The 24,293-nt window shown below is 63.2% G+C and carries 18 protein-coding genes; 12 read left to right on the top strand and 6 right to left on the bottom strand.

All coding sequences use genetic code 11. The annotated features are described in order from the left end of the window. The first annotated feature begins 191 nt into the window (after positions 1–191). Positions 192–944 carry an SDR family NAD(P)-dependent oxidoreductase gene (locus tag FGE21_RS10295; RefSeq protein WP_139663206.1) on the top strand — a complete coding sequence of 251 codons (753 nt, stop codon included), beginning with the start codon at positions 192–194 and terminating at the stop codon, positions 942–944. Between the two features lie 71 nt (positions 945–1,015). On the opposite strand, the gene FGE21_RS10290 is transcribed toward FGE21_RS10295, so the two are convergent. The 4 genes from FGE21_RS10290 to FGE21_RS10275 form a co-directional block, all read right to left on the bottom strand. Beyond that, positions 1,016–1,792: a gamma-glutamyl-gamma-aminobutyrate hydrolase family protein gene (locus tag FGE21_RS10290; RefSeq protein WP_139663205.1), complete on the bottom strand. Its 777-nt coding sequence runs from the start codon at positions 1,790–1,792 to the stop codon at positions 1,016–1,018. A gap of 378 nt (positions 1,793–2,170) precedes the next feature. Next, the gene (locus tag FGE21_RS10285) at positions 2,171–2,596 is read right to left on the bottom strand and encodes a heme-binding protein (protein WP_139663204.1); all 426 of its coding nucleotides are present in this window, start codon (positions 2,594–2,596) and stop codon (positions 2,171–2,173) included. Between the two features lie 61 nt (positions 2,597–2,657). After that, positions 2,658–4,781, bottom strand: coding sequence for a malate synthase G (locus FGE21_RS10280; protein WP_139663203.1), 2,124 nt, complete (start codon positions 4,779–4,781; stop codon positions 2,658–2,660). A 294-nt stretch (positions 4,782–5,075) separates the two neighbouring features. Next, positions 5,076–5,300 carry a hypothetical protein gene (locus FGE21_RS10275; protein ID WP_139663202.1) on the bottom strand — a complete coding sequence of 75 codons (225 nt, stop codon included), beginning with the start codon at positions 5,298–5,300 and terminating at the stop codon, positions 5,076–5,078. A 123-nt stretch (positions 5,301–5,423) separates the two neighbouring features. Here FGE21_RS10275 and pepN point away from each other — a divergent pair, with 123 nt between their 5' ends. The 3 genes from pepN (at position 5,424) to FGE21_RS10260 (ending at position 9,980) form a co-directional block, all read left to right on the top strand. Further along, positions 5,424–7,988 carry an aminopeptidase N gene (gene pepN / locus FGE21_RS10270; protein WP_139663201.1) on the top strand — a complete coding sequence of 855 codons (2,565 nt, stop codon included), beginning with the start codon at positions 5,424–5,426 and terminating at the stop codon, positions 7,986–7,988. After that, positions 7,981–8,439: a hypothetical protein gene (locus FGE21_RS10265; protein WP_176695412.1), complete on the top strand. Its 459-nt coding sequence runs from the start codon at positions 7,981–7,983 to the stop codon at positions 8,437–8,439. Before pepN ends, FGE21_RS10265 begins: the two co-directional genes overlap by 8 nt. 182 nt (positions 8,440–8,621) lie before the next feature. Beyond that, positions 8,622–9,980 (top strand): hypothetical protein, encoded by a 1,359-nt coding sequence (locus tag FGE21_RS10260; RefSeq protein ID WP_139663200.1) that lies wholly within the window; start codon positions 8,622–8,624, stop codon positions 9,978–9,980. 127 nt (positions 9,981–10,107) lie between these two features. Here FGE21_RS10260 and FGE21_RS10255 read toward each other — a convergent pair whose 3' ends face one another. Further along, a complete protein-coding gene (locus tag FGE21_RS10255; protein WP_139663199.1) occupies positions 10,108–12,462 on the bottom strand; it encodes a Tex family protein in 2,355 nt (784 codons plus the stop codon). Between the two features lie 435 nt (positions 12,463–12,897). Between FGE21_RS10255 and gatB the strand changes: the two genes are divergently transcribed. The 3 genes from gatB (at position 12,898) to FGE21_RS10240 (ending at position 16,641) form a co-directional block, all read left to right on the top strand. Next, positions 12,898–14,406: an Asp-tRNA(Asn)/Glu-tRNA(Gln) amidotransferase subunit GatB gene (gene gatB / locus FGE21_RS10250; protein WP_139663198.1), complete on the top strand. Its 1,509-nt coding sequence runs from the start codon at positions 12,898–12,900 to the stop codon at positions 14,404–14,406. A gap of 216 nt (positions 14,407–14,622) precedes the next feature. Beyond that, complete coding sequence (pepT, locus tag FGE21_RS10245) at positions 14,623–15,984, top strand: peptidase T (protein ID WP_370285619.1); 1,362 nt, start codon at positions 14,623–14,625, stop codon at positions 15,982–15,984. A 78-nt stretch (positions 15,985–16,062) separates the two neighbouring features. After that, positions 16,063–16,641, top strand: a complete 579-nt coding sequence (locus FGE21_RS10240) for a DUF4177 domain-containing protein (RefSeq protein WP_139663197.1) — start codon at positions 16,063–16,065, stop codon at positions 16,639–16,641. A 188-nt stretch (positions 16,642–16,829) separates the two neighbouring features. Here the strand turns inward: FGE21_RS10240 and FGE21_RS10235 are convergent, their stop codons facing one another. Beyond that, positions 16,830–17,084 carry a BolA family transcriptional regulator gene (locus tag FGE21_RS10235; RefSeq protein WP_139663196.1) on the bottom strand — a complete coding sequence of 85 codons (255 nt, stop codon included), beginning with the start codon at positions 17,082–17,084 and terminating at the stop codon, positions 16,830–16,832. A gap of 117 nt (positions 17,085–17,201) precedes the next feature. On the opposite strand from FGE21_RS10235, the gene FGE21_RS10230 reads away from it, so the two are divergent. The 5 genes from FGE21_RS10230 to FGE21_RS10210 all read left to right on the top strand — a co-directional run bounded on the left by FGE21_RS10230 (position 17,202) and on the right by FGE21_RS10210 (position 24,254). After that, entirely contained in the window at positions 17,202–17,828 is a 627-nt protein-coding gene (locus FGE21_RS10230) for a DnaJ domain-containing protein (protein WP_139663195.1), read from the top strand. A 289-nt stretch (positions 17,829–18,117) separates the two neighbouring features. After that, entirely contained in the window at positions 18,118–18,717 is a 600-nt protein-coding gene (locus FGE21_RS10225; protein ID WP_139663194.1) for an isoprenylcysteine carboxylmethyltransferase family protein, read from the top strand. Positions 18,718–19,034: 317 nt separating this feature from the next. Next, entirely contained in the window at positions 19,035–20,021 is a 987-nt protein-coding gene (gene cobS, locus FGE21_RS10220; protein ID WP_139663193.1) for a cobaltochelatase subunit CobS, read from the top strand. Positions 20,022–20,180: 159 nt separating this feature from the next. Next, a complete protein-coding gene (cobT, locus tag FGE21_RS10215; protein WP_139663192.1) occupies positions 20,181–22,058 on the top strand; it encodes a cobaltochelatase subunit CobT in 1,878 nt (625 codons plus the stop codon). A 411-nt stretch (positions 22,059–22,469) separates the two neighbouring features. Then, entirely contained in the window at positions 22,470–24,254 is a 1,785-nt protein-coding gene (locus FGE21_RS10210) for an aminopeptidase P family protein (RefSeq protein ID WP_139663191.1), read from the top strand. Positions 24,255–24,293 lie beyond the last annotated feature (39 nt).

The following is a 24,293-nucleotide window of genomic DNA, read 5'->3' as shown; positions in this document are numbered from 1 at the left end:
GTTTTGAGTAAAGAAAAGCACGGATCACAGGATTTTCTGCCAAATGCGGCATTTCAACCTCTGTTCCCGCCACCTGCGCAGAATTTCGACGTAAAACCCAGTGGAAAAACTGCGGAGCGTGAAATGACGGGACGGCGTGCTTGCGCCTGATTGCCGCCTCGGTAGGCTTTGCCGGGAGGGAGGATTTCACCATGAGCATTTCAGAAAAACACGCCATTGTCACCGGCGGAGGCACCGGGATCGGGCTGGCGATTGCCCGGGCTCTGGCCGCAGAAGGGGCCAAGGTCACCATCACCGGGCGGCGTCAGGCGGTTCTGGAGGAGGTCGCAACAGAGGGGCTTTATCCGGCGGCGATGGATGTGCGCGACGAGGCGGATGTATGTGCCACGATTGCAGCCGCGGTCGAGGCGCGCGGGCCGGTGCAGATCTGTGTCGCCAATGCAGGCATCGCCGAGGGCAAGTCGCTGCACAAGATGAGCCTGGAGTTCTGGCGCAATATGATGGCGACCAATCTCGACGGTGCCTTTCTGACCATCCGCGAATGCATGAAATCCATGCACGACACGGATTGGGGGCGGGTGCTGACCGTATCCTCGGTCGCGGGGGTGCGCGGTCTGAAAGGGGCACCCTGCTATACCGCCAGCAAGCACGGCCTGATCGGGCTGACACGCTCCCTCAGCGAGGACTATCTCGGCAGCGCCTTCACCTTCAACGCGATCTGCCCCGGCTATGTCGACACGCCGATTGTGGAGCGCAACACGGTCTCGATCTCGGAGCGCGCGGGTATTGACGCACAGCCCGCGCTGCAGACCATGGTGAGGTCGAACCGGCACAAACGACTGCTTGAACCAGAGGAAATCGCGGCTGCCGCGCTCTGGCTGTGCGGGCCGGGATCACACTCCATCAACGGCCAGACCATCGAGATCGCAGGCGGACAGGTGTGATCTGACAGGGGCCGCCGCCTCAGCCCGCGCCAGCCGGGATCGGTATAGGGCGCGGGACGCGGGAATAGTCGTCAGGCGGAGAGCTGCAGCGACGCCGGGCGCGTTCCTTTGCACCAACTGCGCGCAGCAGCGCCGAAGCCCTCGAACAGAGGCCGCGACACCGGGTCTTCGGCGGCGCAGTATTCCGGATGCCATTGCACCGCCAGCGTAAAGCCGGGCGCGTCCCGCACGTAAATCGCTTCGGGCGTGCCGTCCGGCGCGTGACCCTCGATTTCGATACGTGCACCGGGGGTCTTGATCCCCTGCCCATGCAGCGTGTTGGTCATCACCTCGGTGGCCCCAAAGAGCTGATGAAAGACCCCGCCCTTGGTGAGGCTGACCGGGTGGCGCAGGGCAAATTTCTCCTCGATCGAGCCATCCGGTGGCATGCGGTGGTTCATGCGGCCCGGAAGATCGCGGATCTCCGGGTAGAGCGTGCCGCCCATAGCGACATTTACCTCCTGAAAGCCGCGACAAATACCGAGAAAGGGCTGCCCTCGCTCAACGCAGGCCCGTACCAGCGGCAGGGTGATTGCATCCCGGGCGCGGTCAAAATCCCCATGCGCATCGGTGGGGTCCTCGCCATATTCCTCCGGGTGCACATTCGGACGCCCCCCGGTCAGCAGAAACCCATCAAAGCTCTCAAGCAACTCCTCGACCGTGACAAATCGTGGATCGGTGGGGATCAGCAGCGGCAGGCAGCCGGATACCACAGACACCGCCTCGGAGTTCATCGTCCCGCCCGCATGGGTTGGATATTGATCGTTCATCAGGTGAGAATTGCCGATAATGCCGACTTTGGGGCGCACGTTTCAGGTCTCCGGTCATACTGGATCTACAGGGCATGGGTGGTGAGACCCATTATGGGGATCCTCCACATGCGCGCAATTCATAGCTGCGGCGCAAGCACCTGTTCACATGCGCACAGCGCCCATTCCTCCGCGCCTGCCGTTTTCCTGAGCAGGTTGGCCGCTGTGTAGTGATCGGCGCGCGGCCCGGGTCCTCGATCCTGCGCCCTTGGCACGGAGCACGTCCTGAGGTGTTTCCCGAGCGCAGCCGGAGTGCACCCGGCGCGCACCCCTCCTGTCCTGTCAGAGCCCTGTCAGAGTCCTGGCAGAACTCTGACAGATCGCGATTTTGCGGCGGGTGTGCTTGCGGGTTTTGCCCTGCGGGCGAAGCGGCGGCGCTCAGATCTCCGCGTTCAGGCCACAGGCCTCGATGCCCGCCTTTGCGGCTTCTGCATCATTGTCCGAACTGTCGCCTGTCACGCCAACGGCGCCGATCACCTGACCTGCGGCATCCCGCACCAGCACGCCCCCGGGCACCGGCACAACCTGACCGCCGTATACCCCGTTCACCGCCGCCATGAAAAACGCCTGCTGCTCTGCGCGGGCCATCTGTGCGGTGCCCGCCATTCCCAGCATCACCGCACCATAGGCCTTGCCCTGCGCGATCCCGAAACGGCCGGGAGAGGCGCCGTCTTCCCGTTCGAATGCCAGCACATGGCCGCCGACATCCAGCACCACCACCGAGAGCGGCTTCAGCGACATGTCCCGCCCTTTGGCGCGGGCGGTTTTGATGATGGTGCGGGCTTGATCAAGGGTGATGGTCATGCTGGAAAGTCCCTGTTTCGGATTGCAGGAGGCCGGGTTTTCCCCCGGCCCCATATAGGTTTCAGCCCCGCGCCTTCGCTTCGAGGCGACGGGCATGCAGAACCGGCTCGGTATAGCCCGAGGGCTGCACCCGCCCCTTGAACACAAGGTCACAGGCCGCCTGGAAGGCGACACCGTCAAATCCCGGTGCCATCGCACGATACATCGGATCAGCGGCGTTTTGTGCGTCAACCACTGCGGCCATTTTCCGCATCGCCGTCATCACCTGCTCTTCCGTCACCACGCCGTGGTGCAGCCAGTTGGCCAGAGCCTGCGAGGAGATCCGGCAGGTCGCGCGATCCTCCATCAGGCCGACATCGTTGATGTCGGGCACCTTGGAGCAGCCGACCCCCTGATCGACCCAGCGCACCACGTAACCGAGGATACCCTGCGCGTTGTTCTCGATCTCGTTGGCGATTTCCGCGTCCGACAGGTTCTGCCCGACCATCACCGGAATGGTCAGAAGATCATCCAGCGTCCCCCGCGCCCCCGCAGCCTTGAGCGCATCCTGGCGCGCCAGCACGTCCACCTTGTGATAATGGGTCGCATGCAGGGTTGCTGCGGTCGGGGACGGCACCCAGGCGCAGGTCGCGCCCGCGTTCGGGTGGCCGATCTTGGCCTCCAGCATCTCGCCCATGCGGTCCGGCATCGCCCACATCCCCTTGCCGATCTGCGCGCGCCCCTTCAGGCCACAGGCGAGACCGATATCCACGTTGCGATCCTCGTAGGAGGCAATCCAGGCAGTGCCCTTCATCTCGCCCTTGCGCAGCATTGGCCCCGCTTCCATCGAAGTGTGGATCTCGTCCCCGGTGCGGTCAAGGAAGCCGGTATTGATGAAGGCAACCCGGGATTTCGCGGCGCGGATGCATTCCTTGAGGTTCACCGACGTACGGCGTTCCTCATCCATGATACCGATTTTCACCGTGTTGCGCGGCAGGCCCAGCGCGTCCTCGACATGATCGAAAATCTTCACCGCAAAGGCGACCTCCTCCGGGCCGTGCATCTTTGGCTTCACAACATAGACAGATCCCTGCAGCGAGTTGCCGCCATCCGCCTGCAGATCATGCATCGCAATCATCACCGTGATCATCGCGTCAAGAAAGCCCTCGCCCGCCTCACGACCGGCACTGTCCAGAACGGCCGGGTTGGTCATCAGGTGACCGACGTTGCGGATCAGCAGCAAGGACCGCCCCTTGAGCACCGCCGCTGCGCCATCCGGGGCGTTGTAGGACACATCGTCGTTCAGAACCCGGGTGAAACTGCGGCCACCTTTGGTGACCTCTTCGGCGAGATCACGCTTCATCAGGCCCAACCAGTTGGCATAGGCCGTGACTTTGTCCGCAGCATCGACGCAGGCCACGGAATCTTCGCAGTCCATGATGGTCGACAGCGCGCTTTCCATCGTGATGTCATTCAGGCCAGCGCGGTCGGCGGCCCCGATCTTACCAGTCCGGTCGACGTCCAGAACCACGTGCAAGCCGTTGTTTTTCAGAAGAACCCGCGAGGGGGAAGAAGCGTCGCCCACATAGCCTGCGAACTGGGCGCCATCGGCCAGCGCAGGGGTCAGCCGGCCGTCACTGACGCTGAGCGAATCGACGTCGCTCCAGGAGCCTTCGGCAAGCGGGAAGATCTCGTTCAGGAAGGCGCGCCCCCAGGCGATCACCCGCGCGCCGCGCTCCGCGTCATAGCCCTTGCCGGTTGGCAGATCGCCCATCGCATCGGTGCCATAAAGCGCGTCATACAGGCTGCCCCAGCGCGCATTTGCAGCGTTCAGGGCAAATCGGGCGTTGGTGATCGGAACCACCAACTGAGGTCCGGGAATATGGGCGATCTCGGGATCGACGCCGGCAGTCTCGATTTCGAATGCCCCAGCTTCGGGCACCAGATAGCCGATCTCTTCCAGAAAGCTCTTGTAGGCGGCCGCATCATGGGGCTGGCCACGGCGGCCCAGGTGCCAGGCGTCGATCTTGCTCTGGATCGCCTCGCGCTTGGCCAGCAGGGCGCGGTTTTCATCGCCCATGCCGTTCACCAGACCAGACAACCCTGTCCAGAAAGCCTCCGCGCTGACGCCGGTCCCCGGCAGAGCCTTGGTCTCGATAAAGTCGGCCAATTCGGATGCGACCTGCATCCCCTCAATCTTGCGCATGGCGCACCTCCTGAACAGCTTGGTCTTTGCCACCGGATACAACAAAAGTTTCCTATCGGCAACAAGACTGGTCAAATCATTTTACCAATCAAGACAGAAGTGCTTCAAGAATGCCAAGCGAATTGGCGCGGTGCCTGATGTCACGGAGCCAAGCCTCACCGGGTCGGTACATGAGACGGCACAGTCGCTCGGGCTGCGCTATTGGGTCTGAGCTTTGGGGTTGGGCTTTGGGGCTGGACTGTGGGGCTGGGCTGTGCGGATGGCCTCCGTGGGCGTCTCTGAGGACTTGCCAGATCAGTTCCCGCCACCACCGCTGCCGCCGACCTCAATGCCGTCAATGAGCGGCGCAACTGCGCCTTCATCCAGCACCGACCGGTTTTCGTCGACCCGGTCGTCGGTATAGCCAAGCAACGCCACGCCAATCACGGCGAGTGCAATCAGGGCCACCAGCCAGTACAGGCCACGATTGCGCTGGCGCACCTCTTTGCGGGAGGTCATCGGAGTTTCAGATTCAGCCATGAGCCGCTCCTTTTGGATTGTGAGCGCGAAGGGCGCTTGCCCGCCCGCCCTGGGTTTCATACGTCTATAGGGTATACGCACCCGCCCCCGCGCAGGTTCCCAAATTTCTCGAAGGATGCTCCGATGAAAGACGCAAGCCCCGCCACGCAGCCCGAGACAGTCTACCTGAAGGACTACACGCCCTTCGGATTTGATGTGGAAACGGTGGAGCTGACGTTTCGACTGGCCCCGGCAGCGACACGTGTGCGCGCCCGGATCCGCTTCGTGCCAAAGGCCCAGGCCACGGACCGGCGGTTTTTCCTGCATGGCGAGCAACTGTCGCTGATCTCCGCCCGCATCGACGGCCTTGAGGTCACGCCGGAGATCACCCCGACCGGCCTCAGCTGTGATGTCCCGGATCGCCCGTTCATCTGGGAGAGCGAGGTTGAGATCAATCCCGGCGCAAATACTGCGCTGGAGGGGCTTTATATGTCCAATGGCATGTATTGCACCCAATGCGAGGCCGAGGGATTTCGCAAGATCACCTACTATCCCGACCGTCCCGATGTGATGAGCGTCTTCACCGTGCGCATCGAAGGCACGGAGCAGGTACTCTTGTCGAATGGCAACCCGGTGCGGGCGGGCGACGGCTTTGCCGAATGGCACGACCCCTGGCCCAAACCGGCCTATCTGTTTGCCTTGGTCGCCGGCGATCTGCTGGCCCATCCGGACCGGTTCACCACGCGCTCCGGCAAGGAGGTGCAACTGAACATCTGGGTGCGTCCCGGCGACGAGACCAAATGCGCATTCGGCATGGAGGCGCTGAAAAAATCCATGGCCTGGGATGAGCAGGTCTATGGCCGCGAATACGACCTGGATGTGTTCAATATTGTGGCGGTCGATGACTTCAACATGGGCGCAATGGAAAACAAGGGGTTGAACATTTTCAACTCATCCTGCGTCCTGGCGAGCCCTGAAACCTCCACAGATGCAAATTTCGAACGTATTGAGGCAATCATTGCCCATGAGTATTTCCACAACTGGACCGGCAACCGGATCACCTGCCGGGATTGGTTTCAGCTCTGCCTCAAAGAGGGTCTGACGGTGTTTCGCGATGCGCAGTTCACCGCTGACATGCGATCCGCACCGGTCAAGCGGATCGAGGATGTGATCGACCTGCGCGGGCGGCAATTCCCCGAGGATGGCGGCCCCCTCGCCCATCCGGTTCGCCCCGAGGCCTTTCAGGAGATCAATAATTTCTACACCGCAACGGTCTATGAAAAAGGCGCCGAGGTCATCGGCATGCTGAAACGGCTGGTTGGGGATGCGGACTACTACAAGGCGCTGGATCTCTACTTTGCCCGCCATGACGGGCAGGCCTGCACCATCGAGGACTGGCTGACGGTGTTTGAAGACGCCACCGGCCGCGATCTGGCGCAGTTCAGCAATTGGTACAGCCAGGCCGGCACGCCCCGTCTGCAGGTCACCGAGGCCTATGACGACGGCACCTATACGCTGACCTTCCGCCAATCCACGCCGCCGACCCCCGGTCAGCCACATAAAGACCCGAAGGTCATTCCGATTGCCGTCGGCCTGCTCAACCCGAACGGCGATGAGGTGGTGCCGACTACGGTGCTGGAAATGACCGAGGCGGAACAAAGCTTTGCCTTTGAGGGGCTGAGCGCCCGGCCGGTTCCCTCGATCCTGCGGGATTTCTCTGCTCCGGTCATTCTGGAACGCGACACCAGCGCAGAGGAACGCGCCTTTCTACTGGCCCATGACAGCGATCCCTTCAACCGGTGGGACGCGGGACGCGAGCTGGCAAAGGCCTCGCGCATTGCCATGGTGACCGAAGGAGCCAGCCCCGATGCGGGCTACCTGGAGGCGCTGAAGGTCCTGGTCCGCGATGACAGCCTTGATCCGGCGTTCCGCGCCCTGGTGCTGTCACCGCCCGGCGAGACCGAGATCGCGCAGGCGCTGAGCGATCAGGGCGTGACACCCGATCCGGATGCGATCCACGATGCCAGCGAAACCTTTGCCCAGACGCTCGCCCAGAGCCTTGCGGACAGCCTGCCGCGCCTGTTTGCCGCAACCTTGGTCGACGGCCCCTACCAGCCCGACGCCACGGGCACCGGCCTCAGGGCCTTGAACGGGCGGTTGCTGGGGCTGCTGACCCGTCTCGACGGTGGTGAGGCCGCAGCCAGACAGTTCGCCGGGGCCGACAATATGACCGTGCAGAACACCGCGCTGGCCTGCCTGCTGAAGGCGGAAAAAGGCGCAGAGCAGAACCTGGCGTTTTTCGAGCAATGGCAGGCAGACCGTCTGGTGATGGACAAGTGGTTTGCCCTGCAGGTGATCACCGCCCGGCCGTCGCATGCCGTCGCTGTCGCCGGGGATCTGACCCGCCATCCGCTGTTCACGATCAAGAACCCGAACCGCTTCCGCGCGGTTATGGGCGCCTTGTCGATGAATCACGCAGGCTTTCACCAGGCGGATGGCTCCGGCTATCGGCTGCTGGCGGATCAGCTGATCGCGCTGGATGCGCTGAACCCGCAGACGACGGCCCGCATGTGTACCGCCTTTCAGACATGGAAGCGCTATGACGCTGAGCGCCAAGACAAAATCCGCGCCGACCTGGAGCGGATCAAGGCCGCCCCCGGCCTCAGCCGCGACACCAACGAAATGGTGAGCCGGATTCTGGATGCCTGATCCGGGGGCGCACCTCCCGTCACAAGACGCGTTCCGGTTTCACCGGGACGCGCGCTCGGGCAGCACCCTGCGGGTGACGGCGGTCTGGCTCTGCGTGCTTTTTGCCCTCTGGGTCCTGTTCGACGCGGCCGGCTGGATCGTGCTGCTGCTGGCGCTGCCCGTCGGCCCTGCCCTGTGGGAGCTGTGGCGCAATCCCGCCGCCTGGCTGGAGATCGACGATCACGCCTGTCGGTGGCACAGCGCCCGCAGCCACGCAGAGATCGCTCTGGCCGAGATCGATCATATGGCCCTCGTCACGCGCTGGGATTTCTCGATCCGCGCGACCATCCACACCCGGCTGGGGACCCATCATCGCATCCCCCCTGAGGTCACCCCAAAAGCGCCTGCGCTGCAATCGGCGCTGGCGGCCCACGATATTCCAGTAAAAACACAGCATTTTACTGTTCTCTGACCGGCATCAGTTCCGCATCACACAGGGCATTTGCTGGGCCGGACGGAACAATGCCCCGCTCTCGCCGCCTTTGCTGCGACCACAGCCGCAATTGAACCGGCAAACTCCTCTGACCTGCCATGATTGCGCCCCGAATCTTGCCCAGAGTGACAGACCTGCTGCACAAGACTTGGGGAAAACTGATGCCGATTTCCGCATTGCCGGCCAAAGACGGCTTGAAAAAAGCGCTGCGCCTGATTTCAGGCCGCGTAGCTTCACTTGGACCATCCGGCAGGCTTTCCATGCCCCCGGTCCTGCCATCGGTCCTGCCCCTGTCGGCTGCGACCGGGTGGACTCGCAGGACCGGGCCGGACCACGCGCCTGCGCCCCTACTGCAGCTCGAAGATGTGCTGAGCATTCCCGTGCCGGAGACCAATGCCGAAAATGACGCGACAGATCGGGCAATTGCCGAGGGCCAGTTCCTCGCCCGGCAAGACCGTTGGGACCGGCTGGAGGCGCGTATCGCCGAGGTGGATCTCGCAGGCGCGGCGACCCCCGGCGGCACGTCGATTGCCGATCTGATTGCCTTTGGCGCGCGCGCAGATGTGATCAATGCCGTGGATCATGCGCTGAGCGCAGGACTGCCCCTGACGGATCGGGTCACTCTGGAGGGGATCATGTCGCTGGAGCGGGTCCGACTGGAAACCGGTCGCACGCCGGTGATGTCGACCGTGGTCGCCCTCGCCCATCTCGACATTGCCTGGGCCTGCCGCCGCAACACCACCCGCAGGGCGTCGCATGGCAAGGGCGCCCCCGGAACCCGGGCGATGGCCCATCACACGCGGGCTGGTGAAATCCTGTCAACGCTCCCCGACAGCTGCAAAGCGCATCCGTTTCATCAGGCAGCACGCTGTGCCCTCTATAGCGGTGGTGGCGCCGCCGCGCCGCGCCAGATCGCCGATGACTATAGCGACCTGATCCGCCTGACCCCCGGCAACCCGCGCCACCTGCGCGCCCTTGGCACCCATCTCGTGGAACAGGGTCCTGAGGGGCTGTCGGTGCTGGAACTGGAGGCGCGCCGCGTCGCGGCTCTGGTTGAACCCCAATGGGGCGCGGCCGGCTACACATGGGTCTATTTCGACGCTCTGGCGCGCAGCGACGCGGCGTGCAGAACGGTGGATGTGGGGTTTTTCCTCGACGGTGTGGCCGATATCGTGGCCCGGGCGCCGGATCAGGACCGGGTGAACCTGCTGTCGGCCTACTGCAGCATTGTAGTGAAGCCCGAACCCGAAGCCGATCCCGCCGCCCGTCGTGTGCGGTCCGAAATCGCAGAGGCCGCCAACTGGTTGATCCGCAACCATCTGCGCGAACTGAACCCGTTGATCTGGGCCCATGCTGACGCAGGGTTTGACAATGACGCGCAGGTGAGCTCGGCGCGCAAGTTTGCCGAACGGGGCCGCAATGAGGCCTTGCGCGCCATTGCCGGTCTGTTCCGAGAGGACATCGAAGCCGGCCACAGGGTGGTCTTCACCCCTGATGGCCCGCGGGTGATGTCTGACTGACGCCTCCACCGGCTCTCCCAGACAGGAGGAGGGCCGGGCCACCGGACCCGGCTAGGCCAGACCCGGCGTGGCCAAGCTGAACTCAGCCTTCCCAGTTCAGTCTGGCGCCATTCAGTCTGGCCCTAGCTCATTTTTTCTTGAACGCGTCCATCAACGCAGCCCCCAAGGCGCCAGTATCCTTGCCGCCGCCGCCCCCTTTCGGCGCTGCGGACATCTGGCCCCGCGACGCCCCGCCTCCCTTGCCGCCCCGGTTGCCCGTGCTGCGGGGGGCATCCCGCGAGGGTCCGCCTGCGCTGCGGTCCTCTCTGGCCGAGGCACCGCCGTCTTTCTTCATTGTCAGCCCGATGCGTTTGCGGGCGGCATCGACCTCGACAACGGTGACCTTGACCACCTGACCGGTCTTCACCACCTCATGCGGATCTTTGACGAAGCGATCGGCCAGCTGGCTGACGTGAACCAACCCGTCCTGATGCACACCGACATCCACGAAGGCCCCGAATGCGGCCACGTTCGTCACTGTCCCTTCCAGCACCATGCCCGGTTTCAGATCCGAGATGTCCTCCACCCCGTCGGTAAACGAGGCGGTGACAAAGCTCGGACGGGGATCGCGCCCGGGCTTTTCCAGTTCCGCGAATATATCGCGAACCGTGGGCAGGCCGACCTCTGCAGACACGAAATCTTCGGCCCGAAGCTGGGTCAGGGCGCGATCGTCGCCCATGATCTGACGGATGTCGCGCCCACAGGCCGCAACAATTTTCCGCGCCACCTCATAGGATTCCGGGTGCACGGCGGAGGCATCCAGCGGCTCTTTTCCGCCCTGGATCCGCAGGAAGCCGGCGCATTGCTCAAACGCTTTCGGTCCCAATCGCGCCACCTTCAGCAGCTCCCGTCGCGAGGCAAAGGCCCCGTTGAGATCGCGATGCGCAACCACCGCCTCCGCCAGGCCCGGGCCGAGGCCCGACACGTGGCTCAGCAGCGGCGCCGACGCCATATTGAGATCAACGCCGACCGCATTCACCACGTCCTCAATGACGGCTTCGAGCGATTTGGACAGTTTGTGCTGATCCACATCGTGCTGATACTGGCCGACCCCGATGGATTTCGGTTCGATCTTGACCAGTTCCGCCAGAGGATCCTGCAGCCGCCGCGCGATTGAGACAGCGCCGCGCAACGAGACGTCGAGATCGGGAAATTCCCGCGCCGCCAGTTCAGAGGCTGAATAGACCGAGGCCCCGGCCTCGGACACCACTACGCGGGTCGGAGTTTTGATCTTGGTCGGCAGGGCTTTCAGAACCTCCCCGACCATCCGCTCGGTTTCACGGCTGGCGGTGCCGTTGCCGATTGCGATCAGCTCGATGCCGTGGTCGGCGATCAGCCGGGCGATGGCCACCTGCGCGCCTCGCAGATCGTTTTTCGGCTGGAAGGGATAGAGCGTTTCTGTCGCGACCAATTTCCCGGTTGCATCAACCACCGCCGCCTTGACGCCGGTGCGAATGCCCGGGTCCAGCCCGAGAGTCGGTCGCGCACCGGCTGGCGCTGCAAAGAGCAAATCCTTCAGATTGCGGGCAAAAACGTTGATCGCTTCCTCCTGGGCCCTAGCGCGCAGGTCCGCCATCAACTCAAGCATCATCGACAGGGACAGCTTGACCCGCCAGGTCCAGCCCGCAACCTTGCGCAGCCATTTGTCGCCCGGCCCCTGCCCCCGGACCTCCAATGTCGCGGCCACCATGTCTTCCGCGCGGGCGACCCCATCCTCCCCCGGCGGTGCGATATCGAGCGTCAGGATGCCCTCGTTCGAGCCCCGCAGCATGGCCAGCGCCCGGTGCGAGGGCACCGTTTTCCACGCTTCGGAATGCGCGAAATAGTCCGAAAATTTCGCCCCCGCCTGCTCCTTGCCTTCTATGACGCGGGCGGTCAGCACAGCCTCGCGCTGCAGGTAGTCGCGCAGTCGGCCCAGCAAATCCGCGTTTTCTGTCAACCGTTCGGTCAGGATGTCGCGCGCACCGTTCAACGCTTCCTTGGTGCCCGGCACCGCTTCGCCGAGATACCCGCCTGCCAGCTGCTCCGGATCCTCCATACGATCGGCGAGGATCGCGTCCAGCAAGGGCTCCAGCCCGTTTTCCCGCGCAATCATCGCCTTGGTGCGGCGCTTGGGCTTGTAGGGCAGATAGATATCCTCAAGCTGGGCTTTGGTCTCGGCCTTGGCGATGGAGCGCGCCAGATCATCGGTCAACTTGTCCTGGGACAGGATGGAATCCCGAATGGCCGCCCGGCGCTTTTCCAACTCGCGCAGATACTCCAGCCGCTCCGCGAGGGTGCGCAACTGGGTATCATCGAGCCCGCCGGTCGCCTCTTTGCGATAGCGCGCGACAAATGGCACGGTCGCGCCCTCATCCAACAACGCCACAGCGGCATTCACCTGCGTCGCGCTGGCGTTGATTTCCGCGGCAATGGTCTGGGAAATACGAAGGGTCGGGTCCACGTCAGGCTGCTCCTCAGTTTTTGATCTTTCCTCCGCCGCAAGGGCGGGAGGCCTGTTCTACCGGCCTTCGGCGATCAGGCCAAGGGGGATCGGAGCCATCCCCTTCCAAAAGAGACCGGTGTTCAGATGATTTGAGCCACCTGGCGCATTCTACTGGCCTTCAGGTCAGTAACTTTCCCTTGAACCCGCCAAGGCACTGGACGAGGTGCAGGCCGACGGCACCGGGGACGCACTCCCCGCCAGATATCGGCACCGACCCGGAATTGCCGGTCTCTGCCGGTTTGCCGTGTCCGGGCACCGCCCCGTCAGGCGCCGGCTTTTTTGCGGGTTTCCCGGGTCCGCAGAGACCGCTTGCGCCCTTTGCCCCCTTGCCCCCTGCACAGGACCCGCCTAGAACCGACCGGAACTGATGGATCAACGGAAAAAGGGCTCAAGATGCTCGACCTGACATACGAACTCCCCAAGCCCAAGGTGATCGCGGGCGCCAAGCATGACTGGGAACTGGTCATCGGTATGGAGGTGCATGCCCAGGTCAGCTCCAACGCCAAGCTGTTCTCCGGCGCCTCGACCAAATTCGGCGCAGAGCCGAATTCCAACGTGGCCTTCGTGGACGCGGCCATGCCCGGCATGCTGCCGGTGATCAACGAATATTGCATTGAACAGGCGGTGCGCACCGGGCTGGGCCTCAAGGCCGAAATCAACCTGACGTCCGCCTTTGACCGCAAGAACTATTTCTACCCCGATCAGCCTGCGGGCTATCAGATCAGTCAGTTGTACCATCCCATCGTCGGCGAAGGCGAAGTGCTGGTCGAACTGGGCGACGGTACCGCGCGGCCGGTGCGCGTCGAACGCATCCATATGGAACAGGACGCGGGCAAGTCCATTCACGACATGGATCCCGAAATGTCCTTCGTTGATCTCAACCGCGCCGGCGTCTGCCTGATGGAGATCGTCTCGCGGCCCGACATCCGCAGCCCCGAAGAAGCCGCCGCCTATATTCTGAAGCTGCGCCAGATCATGCGCTATCTCGGCACCTGCAACGGCGACATGCAAAACGGCAACCTGCGCGCCGACGTCAACGTATCGGTCTGCCGCCCCGGCGCCTACGAGCGCTACCGCGAGACCGGCGACTTTGGCCATCTGGGCACGCGCTGCGAAATCAAAAACATGAACTCCACCCGCTTTATCCAGCAGGCCATCGAGGTGGAGGCGCGCCGCCAGATTGCCATTCTCGAAGCAGGCGGCGAAGTGGATCAGGAAACCCGCGGCTTCGACCCGGTCAAGGGCGAAACCCGCACTCAGAGGTCCAAGGAAGAGGCGCATGACTACCGCTATTTCCCCGACCCAGATCTGCTGCCGCTGGAGATCGAACAGGAATGGGTGGACGACATCAAGGCCAGCCTGCCGGAACTCCCCGATGACAAAAAGGCGCGTTTCATCAAAGACTTCGGCCTGACGGACTATGATGCCTCCGTGCTGACCGCCGATGTCGAAAGCGCCAATTACTTTGACGCCGTGGCCGAGGGCCGCAATGGCAAGCTGACCGCGAACTGGGTCATCAACGAATTGTTCGGCCGCCTGAAGAAGGACGAGTGCGACATCACCCAAAGCCCGGTCTCGCCCGCGCAGCTGGGTGGCGTGATCGACCTCATCGCTTCGGATGCGATTTCCGGCAAGATCGCCAAGGACCTGTTCGAGATCGTCTATACCGAAGGCGGCGACCCGGCCGAGATCGTCGAAGCACGCGGCATGAAGCAGGTCACAGACACCGGCGCCATCGAGGCCGCTCTGGACGAGATCATCGCCGCCAACCCGGCGCAGGTGGAAAAGGCCAAGGTGAACCCGAAACTGGCGGGATGGTTCGTCGGTCAGGTGATGAAAGCCACCGGCGGCAAGGCAAACCCGAAGGCGGTCAATGAACTCATCGCCAAGAAGCTGAGCTGACCTCCGGCAGATCCAAACATGGAAAGGGCGGCCGGAGAGGTCGCCTTTTTTGCATCTATGCCTGTGTGGACGGCGGATTGAGAAAACCGACCGATACCTTCGCTGCAATTTCATGATGCGGCGCTCTCAAACCAGCGGCGCGACAGGAAACATGCGCTCTCCACCTTGACCTCCCATCAGCCCTCCGCGATCTTGCCGCCAACATCAGGAGCCCCCATGACCAACGATCTCAGCCCCGACGTGTCGCAAGAATTCGACACGGCTCTCGAAACCCGGCTGGTGCGCTATGCCGCCATCGACAGCCAGAGCGACGAGAATTCCGCCTCTGCCCCCAGCACCGCCAGGCAGCTCGATATGCTGACCCTTTTGCGCGATGAGCTGACCGAATTGGGGGCCGAAGAGGTAGAGCTGACCGAATATGGCGTGGTTCTGGCCACATTGCCCGGCACAGTTGACAGCACAGTGAATGGCTCGGTGGATGGCTCGGCGGATGGCGCATCGGATGGCGCATCGGATGGCTCGGTGAACGTCCCGACAGTCGGATTTCTCGCTCATGTGGACACGGCACCGCAATTCAACGCATCCGGCGTCAAACCGCGCGTGATCAAAGGCTACAATGGCGGCGACATTTCCTTCCCCGATGACCCCCAGCTGGTCCTGTCACCGGCAGAGCACCCCTATCTGGCGCGCAAGGTCGGGCATGACCTGATCACCGCCTCGGGCACGACCCTTCTGGGGGCCGATGACAAGGCCGGTGTCGCGATCCTCATGACCATGGCCGAACATCTGCTGCGCACGCCCGGCCTGCGTCACGGTCCGATCCGGTTGGCCTTCACCCCAGATGAGGAGATCGGGCGCGGCGTCGACCCGCGTCTCAAAGAGGATCTCGCGGCCGATTTCGCCTATACGCTGGATGGCGGTGAGCTTGGCGAAATCGAGTATGAGAGCTTTTCTGCCGACCGCGCCGTGGTCCGGATCACCGGTGTTTCGATCCATCCGGGGCTCGCCAAGGGAAAAATGGTCAACGCCATTCACCTCGCGTCGAAAATCATCCAGACCCTGCCGCAGGCGACATTGACGCCAGAGGTCACAGACGACCGCGAGGGGTTCCTGCACGCCACCGATATGCGCGGCGGCTCCTCCGAGATGGAGATCCGCTTCATTCTGCGGGATTTCGAACTGGAGGGGCTGGCCGCGAAGGGCGCATTGCTGCGCAGCGTCTGCGACGCGGTGCAGGCGGGGGAGCCGAGGGCGGAAATCAGCTGCGAGATCACGCCGCAATATCGCAACATGCGCTACTGGCTGGAGACCGACATGACACCGGTTGATCTGGCCCGTGACGCCTGTCGCGATCTCGGCATTGAGCCGATTTCGGTCCCGATCCGCGGTGGCACCGATGGCTCGCGGCTGACAGAACTCGGGACGCCGACGCCCAATATCTTCACCGGCATGCAATGCATTCACGGCCCGCTGGAGTGGATTTCGGTGCAGGATATGGCGCTCGCAACCCGGATGTGCCTGAAGTTGGCCGCACGCGCTGCGGACCATCGCCCCGACGCGGCCACCACATCGCTCTAGCCTCCCCGGTCTCACAGCTCTCTTTCGCAAACCCACCAAGCTGCTACATTGCCCGAATGGGCCGCACAGGATCAACAGATGCAGAACTACGAGTATAAAGTCGTCCCCGCCCCCAACCGGGGCAAGAAGGTCCGGGGCGTCAAGACGCCCGAGGCGCGGTTTGCGAACGGGATCGAGACCGTTTTGAACGACATGGCGGCCGAAGGCTGGGACTTTCAGCGCGCAGAAATGCTGCCGTCCGAAGAACGCTCGGGCCTCACGGGCACCAAAACCACCTGGCGCAATCTGCTGGTGTTCCGCCGCGCCCTCGCCGGGCACGACACCGACGCCCGCAACACAGCGCAGCCCCTGGCCGCCACGGCGGGAGCGACAGTCGCAGCGGGCGCACCAGCCGAGGCCGTGGCAAGCGACCCGTCCGCAAAGCTGATCGCCACATCGCCCTCCGTGACCGCGCCAGACGCCCAACACGCCCCCGAACCGGCTCCGCTGACCGCGACCGCAGGCGACCCGGAAGCACCGCCCGAGGCCGTGGCCGTTCCCGGCCCCGGTGCCCGGCGAATGGTGGCCGACGACGGTGTGGAGGAGCTCAGCCCGGTGTCCGGGCTGACCGCCGCCCTGAAGGCCCGCGCCAGCCGCGGTGGCAAACCAGAAGACTAGGGCGCCCGCGCCTCGTGCCTGCGGATGCCCTGCCTTGTGGTGCCCCAGTCCTGTGGTGTCCCAGTCCTGTGGTTGACCTGTCCTGAAGTGTCCTTGCCCTATGGTTGCCCAGTCCTGTGGCTTTCTGCGCCTGCCGTTGCGAGTTTGCGGAACATACCGGCCTCGCAACGACAGGTGCTCTCATGCCATCAGGCGCCGATGTCCAATGCCAGCGCGTGAATCCGGGGCACGATATCGCCCAATGCCTTGTGCACGGCGCGGTGCTGCGCCACCCGGTTCATGCCTTTGAACGCCTCAGAGCGGATCACCACGTTGAAATGGCTCTCTCCGCCGCCATCGTGCCCGGCATGCCCGATGTGGCTGTCACTGTCGTCCTGAACCTCCAGATGACTGGGATCAAACGCCTTCTGAAGGGTTGTTTCGATTTCTGTCCGCATGCTCATTGCTGCATCACTCCGCCTGTTGTTCATAAAACTGTGCCCGCCCCCCTTTTATCTCGCGACTGTTAGACTAAACTGCTGCCTCCGAGTCGAACAGATGCGTCTAGAAGGTGCTCCCGCATGACCAAATCAGATCCCTTTGGTTTCGATATGTCGATCCGCTCCGCGAAGAAGAAGAATCCGCGGGGGCGGCGCAGCATGTCTGGCGCCTCCGACACCTCCGTTCGCCTGTGCGATCACGACGGCTGTGAAGAAGCCGGAAAGTTCCGCGCGCCCAAGGCGCCGGACGTGCTTGATGATTTTTTCTGGTTCTGCCAGCAACATGTGCGCGAATACAATCAGAAATGGAATTTCTTTGAAGGCACCACAGAGGCGGAGCTGAACGCCCAGGCCTCCAAGGACAAAGTCTGGGAACGGCAAACCAAGCCGATGGGCGATCCCGAGGCCCGGGCCTGGGCGCGCCTCGGCATTGAGGACCCGCATCAGGTTCTGGGCGCCAATGCCACTCAGAACCCCGGCAAGAACGGACAGGCCGCCGGGCGTCGCCTGCCGCCAACCGAACGGCGCGCGCTCGAAATCCTCGAAGCCAAGGACGATTGGTCCAAGGCCGATATCCGCAAGGCCTATAAAAAGCTCATCAAGGTTCTGCATCCGGATATGAACGGGGGAGACCGCAGCCAGGAAGAACAGCTGCAGGAAGTCATGTGGGCCTGGGATCAGGTCAAGGACAGCCGCAGCTTCAAATAGCGCGCCCCGTCCCCGCCGAGCTGTAGCGCCCTCAGCCGGGGCGCAGACCATGCCTTGCCCGTCATGGCAGCTCATCATAGCGTCCCGTCACACCGCACCCCGTCTGGCCATCTGCGCCCGGCGGGGTGTCTTGTTGCGCGTTCCTGCGGGGCGCGCATTCGCATCGCCACCGCAGCGGTCAAAGCCGTGTTCCTGTTACATTGGCTTGCTAGGCGGGCGGGGTATCCGGGCGACGCACAGCCCTGTCAAACACGTCATCCAAAGCTCCAGAAAGGGATTTGAAGACGCCATGTACGACCTGATCCTGACCCTCCATGACAGTGCACTTGGCACAGCCATTCTGTTTGCCATCGCCCTTGCCGCCCATCTGGGACTGAGCCTCTGGCGTCCCGACCTTGGCCTCTGGCCTGCGGCAGAAGGGTGGCGGCATCATCTCGCGTTTGGCCTCTTCAGGGTATTTTGCGGAGCGACTGTGGTGTTTGCCCTCGCCGAGATCGGCGTGAACGGTTGGGGGCACTGGCTGCGGTATCTGGTCGGTTTACCGCTCATGAGTATCGCCTTCGGGATCACCCTCCGGGGCTACCGGTTCCTCGGGCTCGACAATACCTATTGCGACAGCGGCGGATTGGTCACCGGCGGCATGTATGAATATTCGCGCAATCCCCAATACGTGACCTCGGTGCTGGCCACGGTCGGGCTCGGTATCTCCACCGGCTCCTGGATTACGGTGCTGCTGGCGCTGGTTCTGTTTGCGCTCTACTTCCTCTTTGTGCTGAACGAGGAGCGTTGGCTGTTGCAAGGATATGGCCAGGCCTTTGCCGACTACATGCGCTCCACCCCCCGGTTTGTGGACGAGCGCAGCCTGCTGCGGTTGCGCGCGGCGCTCTGACCGGCCCCCCACGGGCCGATCTTTGGACAGGATCGGGCCGGCCGCCAAGACCCGCAACCGGTGCCGGCCCCCGCCCCCTCAGCGCAGATCGCTCGGGGGGGGGTGTTTTTGCCTGCATTTTTCCCGACAAGACGACCTGCGGCGTATCAACACACGACTTTCCCTTGCCCTTCAGGGCATCTTCAGGCACCAATCCTGCGATTGTGCACAGGATGCACCCGAGATTGACTGACGGGCCGCCGCTACAACTGATGACCGCCCGCGCCGCCACACAGACTGACACGACTCCGAGACAGATAAGACAAGGACTGACACCTATGACCGACGGCCTGCTGGACATGAATGCAAAACCCACCGAGACGATCTCGGTTCGGGACGTCTTTGGCATCGACTCCGACATGACCGTGAAGGGGTTTTCCGAGGGCACCGAGCGTGTCCCGGCGATAGATTCCACCTACAAGTTTGACCGCGACACCACGCTGGCGATCCTCGCAGGCTTCAGCCACAATCGCCGCGTCATGATCCAAGGTTACCACGGCACGGGTAAATCCACGCATATCGAACAGGTCGCCGCACGTCTCAACTGGCCCTCCGTGCGCGTGAACCTCGACAGTCACATCAGCCGGATCGACCTGATCGGCAAGGACGCGATCAAACTGCGGGACGGCAAGCAGGTGACCGAATTCCACGAAGGTATCCTGCCCTGGGCACTGCGCAATCCGGTCGCGATCGTGTTTGATGAGTATGACGCGGGTCGTGCGGATGTGATGTTCGTGATCCAGCGGGTGCTTGAACATGACGGCAAGCTGACGCTGCTGGACCAGAATGAGATCATCACCCCTAACCCCTACTTCCGCCTGTTTGCCACCGCAAACACCGTTGGCCTGGGGGATACCACCGGCCTCTATCACGGCACTCAGCAGATCAACCAGGCCCAGATGGACCGCTGGTCGCTGGTGGCGACGCTCAACTACCTCAGCCACGACGCCGAATCCGCGATCGTCCTGTCCAAGGCACCGCATTACAACACCGAGAAGGGCCGCAAGAATATCGCCCAGATGGTGACCGTCGCCGACCTCACCCGGACCGCCTTCATGAACGGCGATCTGTCGACGGTGATGTCGCCGCGCACGGTGATCAACTGGGCCCAGAACGCTGAGATCTTCCGCGATATCGGCTATGCGTTCCGCCTGTCCTTCCTGAACAAATGTGACGAACTGGAACGCCAGACTGTCGCAGAATTCTACCAACGCTGCTTTGACGAGGAACTGCCCGAAAGCGCCGCGAATGTAAGCCTGGGATAAGAGCGGGAATCCGACGGCCAAAGCCGTCGGACCGGTGCCGCGCCCCCCTCGACGGGGGGCGCGGCACCCCTTCCCCCGGCGGGACCGAGACAGTCTTTTTCAAAAGACTGGACAGAGTCGCGCAAACCTCCAATGCTTGCGCAACAGGAGCACCGGCTCATGAACAGACCAAACGACAACCCTGCCGATCCGTTCAAGAAGGCACTGGCCGAAGCCACCAAGGTGATGGCCAACGACGCCGACCTGACGGTCAACTATTCTGTCGACCCCTCGGGCATGAGCGGCGACACCATGCGGCTACCGCAGGTCTCGCGCCGGATGAGCCGCGAAGAAGTGCTGATGGCACGGGGGACCGCCGACGCTCTGGCGCTGCGTCACAAATACCATGACGAAGGCGTCCACGGCCGCTACGTTCCCAAAGGCGAGATGGCCCGCGAGCTGTATGACGCGATGGAAAGCGCCCGCTGTGAGGCCATGGGCGCACGCGACATGCCAGGCACCGCATCCAACATCGATGTCAAGATCCAGCACGACGCGCTGCGGCGCGGATACGATCAGATCACCGCCGCATCAGAGGCACCGCTTGCCGTGTCCGCCGGCTATCTGATCCGCCATCTTGCCACCGGACGCCCGCTGCCCAACGCCGCCGCCAATGTGATGGAACTCTGGCGCGGTTTCATTGAAGCGCAGGCCGGCGAAACCCTTGAGAACCTGGACGAGACAGTCTCCGACCAGGCCGCATTCGCCAAATTCGCCCGGCGGGTGATTTCCGATCTCGGCTATGGCGACCAGCTTGGGGACGATCCCGACGATCTTGACGACGAGATGAACGACGACTCGGAGGAAAGCGCCGATCAGGAGGAGCAGCCAGACAGCTCCGGTCAGGACGACAGCGAAGAAGAAGAGGCCGACGCCTCGCCCGAACAGGCCCAGGAGCAACAGCAGGACGAAAGTCAGGCTCAGGTCTCCATGGACGAAATGGCCGACGAGGAAATCACCGACGAGACGGAGATGCCCGACGGCGAGGCACCGCTGGAGCCCCCCGCACCACCGCCCGTCTCTGATGCTGATCCGGACTACAGGATCTTTCTTGACGCCAATGATGAAGAAATCGCCGCCGAGGACCTTGCCGAGCCGCAGGAACTGGAACGCCTGCGGGCCTATCTTGACCAGCAGCTCGAACCCCTGAAAGGCGCCGTCTCACGGCTTGCGAACAAGTTGCAACGCCGTCTGCAGGCGCAGCAGAACCGGTCCTGGGAATTCGACAAGGAAGAGGGCGTGCTCGATGCCGGGCGTCTGGCACGGGTGGTGGCGAACCCCACGACGCCGCTGTCGTTCAAGGTCGAGAAAGATACCGAGTTCCGCGATACCGTCGTGACCCTGCTACTCGACAACTCAGGCTCCATGCGGGGGCGCCCGATCTCCATCGCCGCGATCTGTGCCGATGTTCTGGCCCGGACGCTGGAGCGCTGCAACGTGAAGGTCGAAATCCTCGGCTTCACCACCCGCGCCTGGAAGGGCGGACTGGCCCGAGAGGCCTGGCTGAACGAGGGGCGCCCACAGTTGCCGGGCCGCCTGAACGACCTGCGCCATATCGTCTATAAAAGTGCCGATGCCCCGTGGCGTCGGGTACGTCCGAACCTCGGTCTGATGATGAAAGAAGGCCTGCTGAAGGAAAACATCGATGGCGAGGCACTGGAGTGGGCGCATCGCCGAATGGTCGGCCGCCCGGAAGCCCGCAAAATTCTCATGGTGATTTCCGACGGGGCGCCGGTCGATGATTCCACACTCTCCGTGAATCCGGCAAACTATCTGGAGAAACACCTGCGTGACGTGATCGCGATGGTGGAACGCCGCAAGCAAGTCGAGCTGCTCGCGATCGGGATCGGCCACGATGTGACCCGCTACTACGACCGCGCTGTGACCATCACAGATGTTGAACAGCTGGCCGGTGCCATGACCGAACAGCTGGCCGCACTGTTTGACAGCGATCCACGCGCGCGGGCTCGCGTCATGGGGATCCGCCGGGTCAGCTGACATCCGGCTGGGATGCGCACTGTGATATGCCCCGCCGAGGGCGGGGTCCTCCCGCGCCTTGATCGCAGCATCACAGATGCAACGACACGCCTTGGGCCCGGCCGCGCGCCTGCGGCGCGCGGCCTTGGTGACATGGATCATCTGTTGCGCAGAGATTTGCAAAGAGCGCGACCGCAGGTCTCCCCCACATGGGGGAGACCTGCGCGGCCCAACGGGCGACCGCTGCCCGAACCGGGCAGCGGCGACGGGCGGGAGCCCTCCCCTGCGCCCTGCGCAAAGCCAGTCTGCGAACTGCCAAAGGTCTTGTCTGTTCCGGTTTGATCTGTGACAAACCTGTTTCATACCCCCATCGACGACAGATCCCGTCCGTCCGGTCCCATCAGGCTCGGATCCGGAACCCAGGAGAGAAATATGTTCCAAACCTTTGATGTCACGGCACGGCCGGAACAAGGCCCGGACAGGCTCGCTGCGCTGCGCGAAGAGCTTGCGAAGGAGGGCCTCGACGGGTTCCTGGTCCCCCGCGCGGATGCCCATCAGGGCGAATACGTCGCCCCACGGGACGATCGTCTGTCCTGGCTCACGGGCTTCACCGGCTCAGCCGGGTTCTGCGCCGTATTGCAGAACATCGCGGGCGTCTTCGTCGACGGGCGCTACCGAACACAGGTGAAACAGCAGGTCGCAGCCGTCTACACCCCCGTTCCATGGCCTGAGGTCACGCTCGGGGCATGGCTGGTGGAACACCTCCCCGCGGGCGGCAGGCTGGCCTATGATCCCTGGCTCCACTCTGCCCGGGAAATTCGGGAACTGCACGCACATCTGAAAGGCACCAACATCACCCTGACGGCCACGGACAACCTAGTCGACCGGGTCTGGGAGGATCAGCCGAAACCGCCGATGAACCCTGTCACACCTCACCCGGAGATCTACAGCGGTGAGAGCGCCGCTGCAAAGGCCTCGCGTCTGGCCAAAACCCTGCGCAGGGATGGACATGCGGCGGCCGTTATCACCCTGCCCGACAGTATCATGTGGCTCCTGAACATTCGCGGCACAGATATCCCGCGCAACCCGGTGGCACATTGCTTTGCCATCCTGCACGATGACGCAGGCGTGGATCTGTTCATGGCTCCGGAAAAGCTCGGCACGCTCGATCTCGGTCCCGGCGTGAGCTGTCACGACCCCGAGATGTTCCACGCCGCCGTTGCAGAGCTCACAGGCCAGATCGCAGTGGACGAGGGCAGCGTGCCACATGCGGTCGCCGTGGCGCTTGGCGACCGCATGGCCACCGCCGGCGATCCCTGCGCCCTGCCCAAGGCCCGGAAATCCGGAGCCGAGATCAGTGGCAGCGCAGCGGCCCATCTGCGGGACGGAGCCGCCGTGGTGGAAACCCTCGCCTGGCTGGACGCCCAAGCCCCGGGCACCGTCACCGAAATTGACGTCGTGACGCGGCTGGAACAGTTCCGCGCCGCTGACCCTGCCCTGCGCGATATCAGTTTCGACACCATCGCAGGCACCGGCCCCAATGGCGCGATCATTCACTACCGGGTGACCCACGAGACCAACAGTGTGCTGCAGGACGGCCACCTGCTTGTCCTCGACAGTGGTGGACAGTACCTCGACGGGACCACTGACATCACCCGGACCATTTCAATCGGTTCACCGGGACGGGAGGAATCAGAGGCCTTTACTCGGGTCCTGCAAGGGATGATCGCGGTATCGCAGCTGCGCTGGCCTGCTGGGCGCGCCGGACGTGACCTCGAAGCGATCGGCCGCGTCCCATTGTGGCAAGCCGGGCAGGACTTCAACCACGGGCTGGGCCATGGCGTCGGCGCCTACCTCAGCGTGCATGAAGGACCACAGGGCCTGTCCCGCCTCAACACTGTCCCGCTTGAGCCCGGAATGATCCTGTCAAACGAACCCGGCTACTACCGCGAAGGCGCTTTTGGCATCCGTATCGAGAACCTGCTGGTGGTTGAGGACGCTACAGCTCTTGACTCCGGCGACGCGGACCGCAACATGCTGTCGTGGCGCACATTGACCTATGCGCCCATTGATCGCCGTCTTGTGGTACCTGGATTGTTGTCTGCCGGGGAACGGGATTGGCTCAACACGTATCATGCAGACGTATTACGCAACGTCGCGTCCCGCGTCAGTGCGACGGCGGCCAAATGGCTGGAGACCGCCTGTGCGCCGCTCTGATATGCGAATGTTACAATAACCGGGCAGAAGCCTTACCAA

Origin of the sequence: Phaeobacter sp. B1627 (genome assembly GCF_006265095.1) — a bacterium.
Lineage (GTDB): Bacteria > Pseudomonadota > Alphaproteobacteria > Rhodobacterales > Rhodobacteraceae > Epibacterium.
This window is presented reverse-complemented; position numbering and strand designations above follow the sequence as displayed.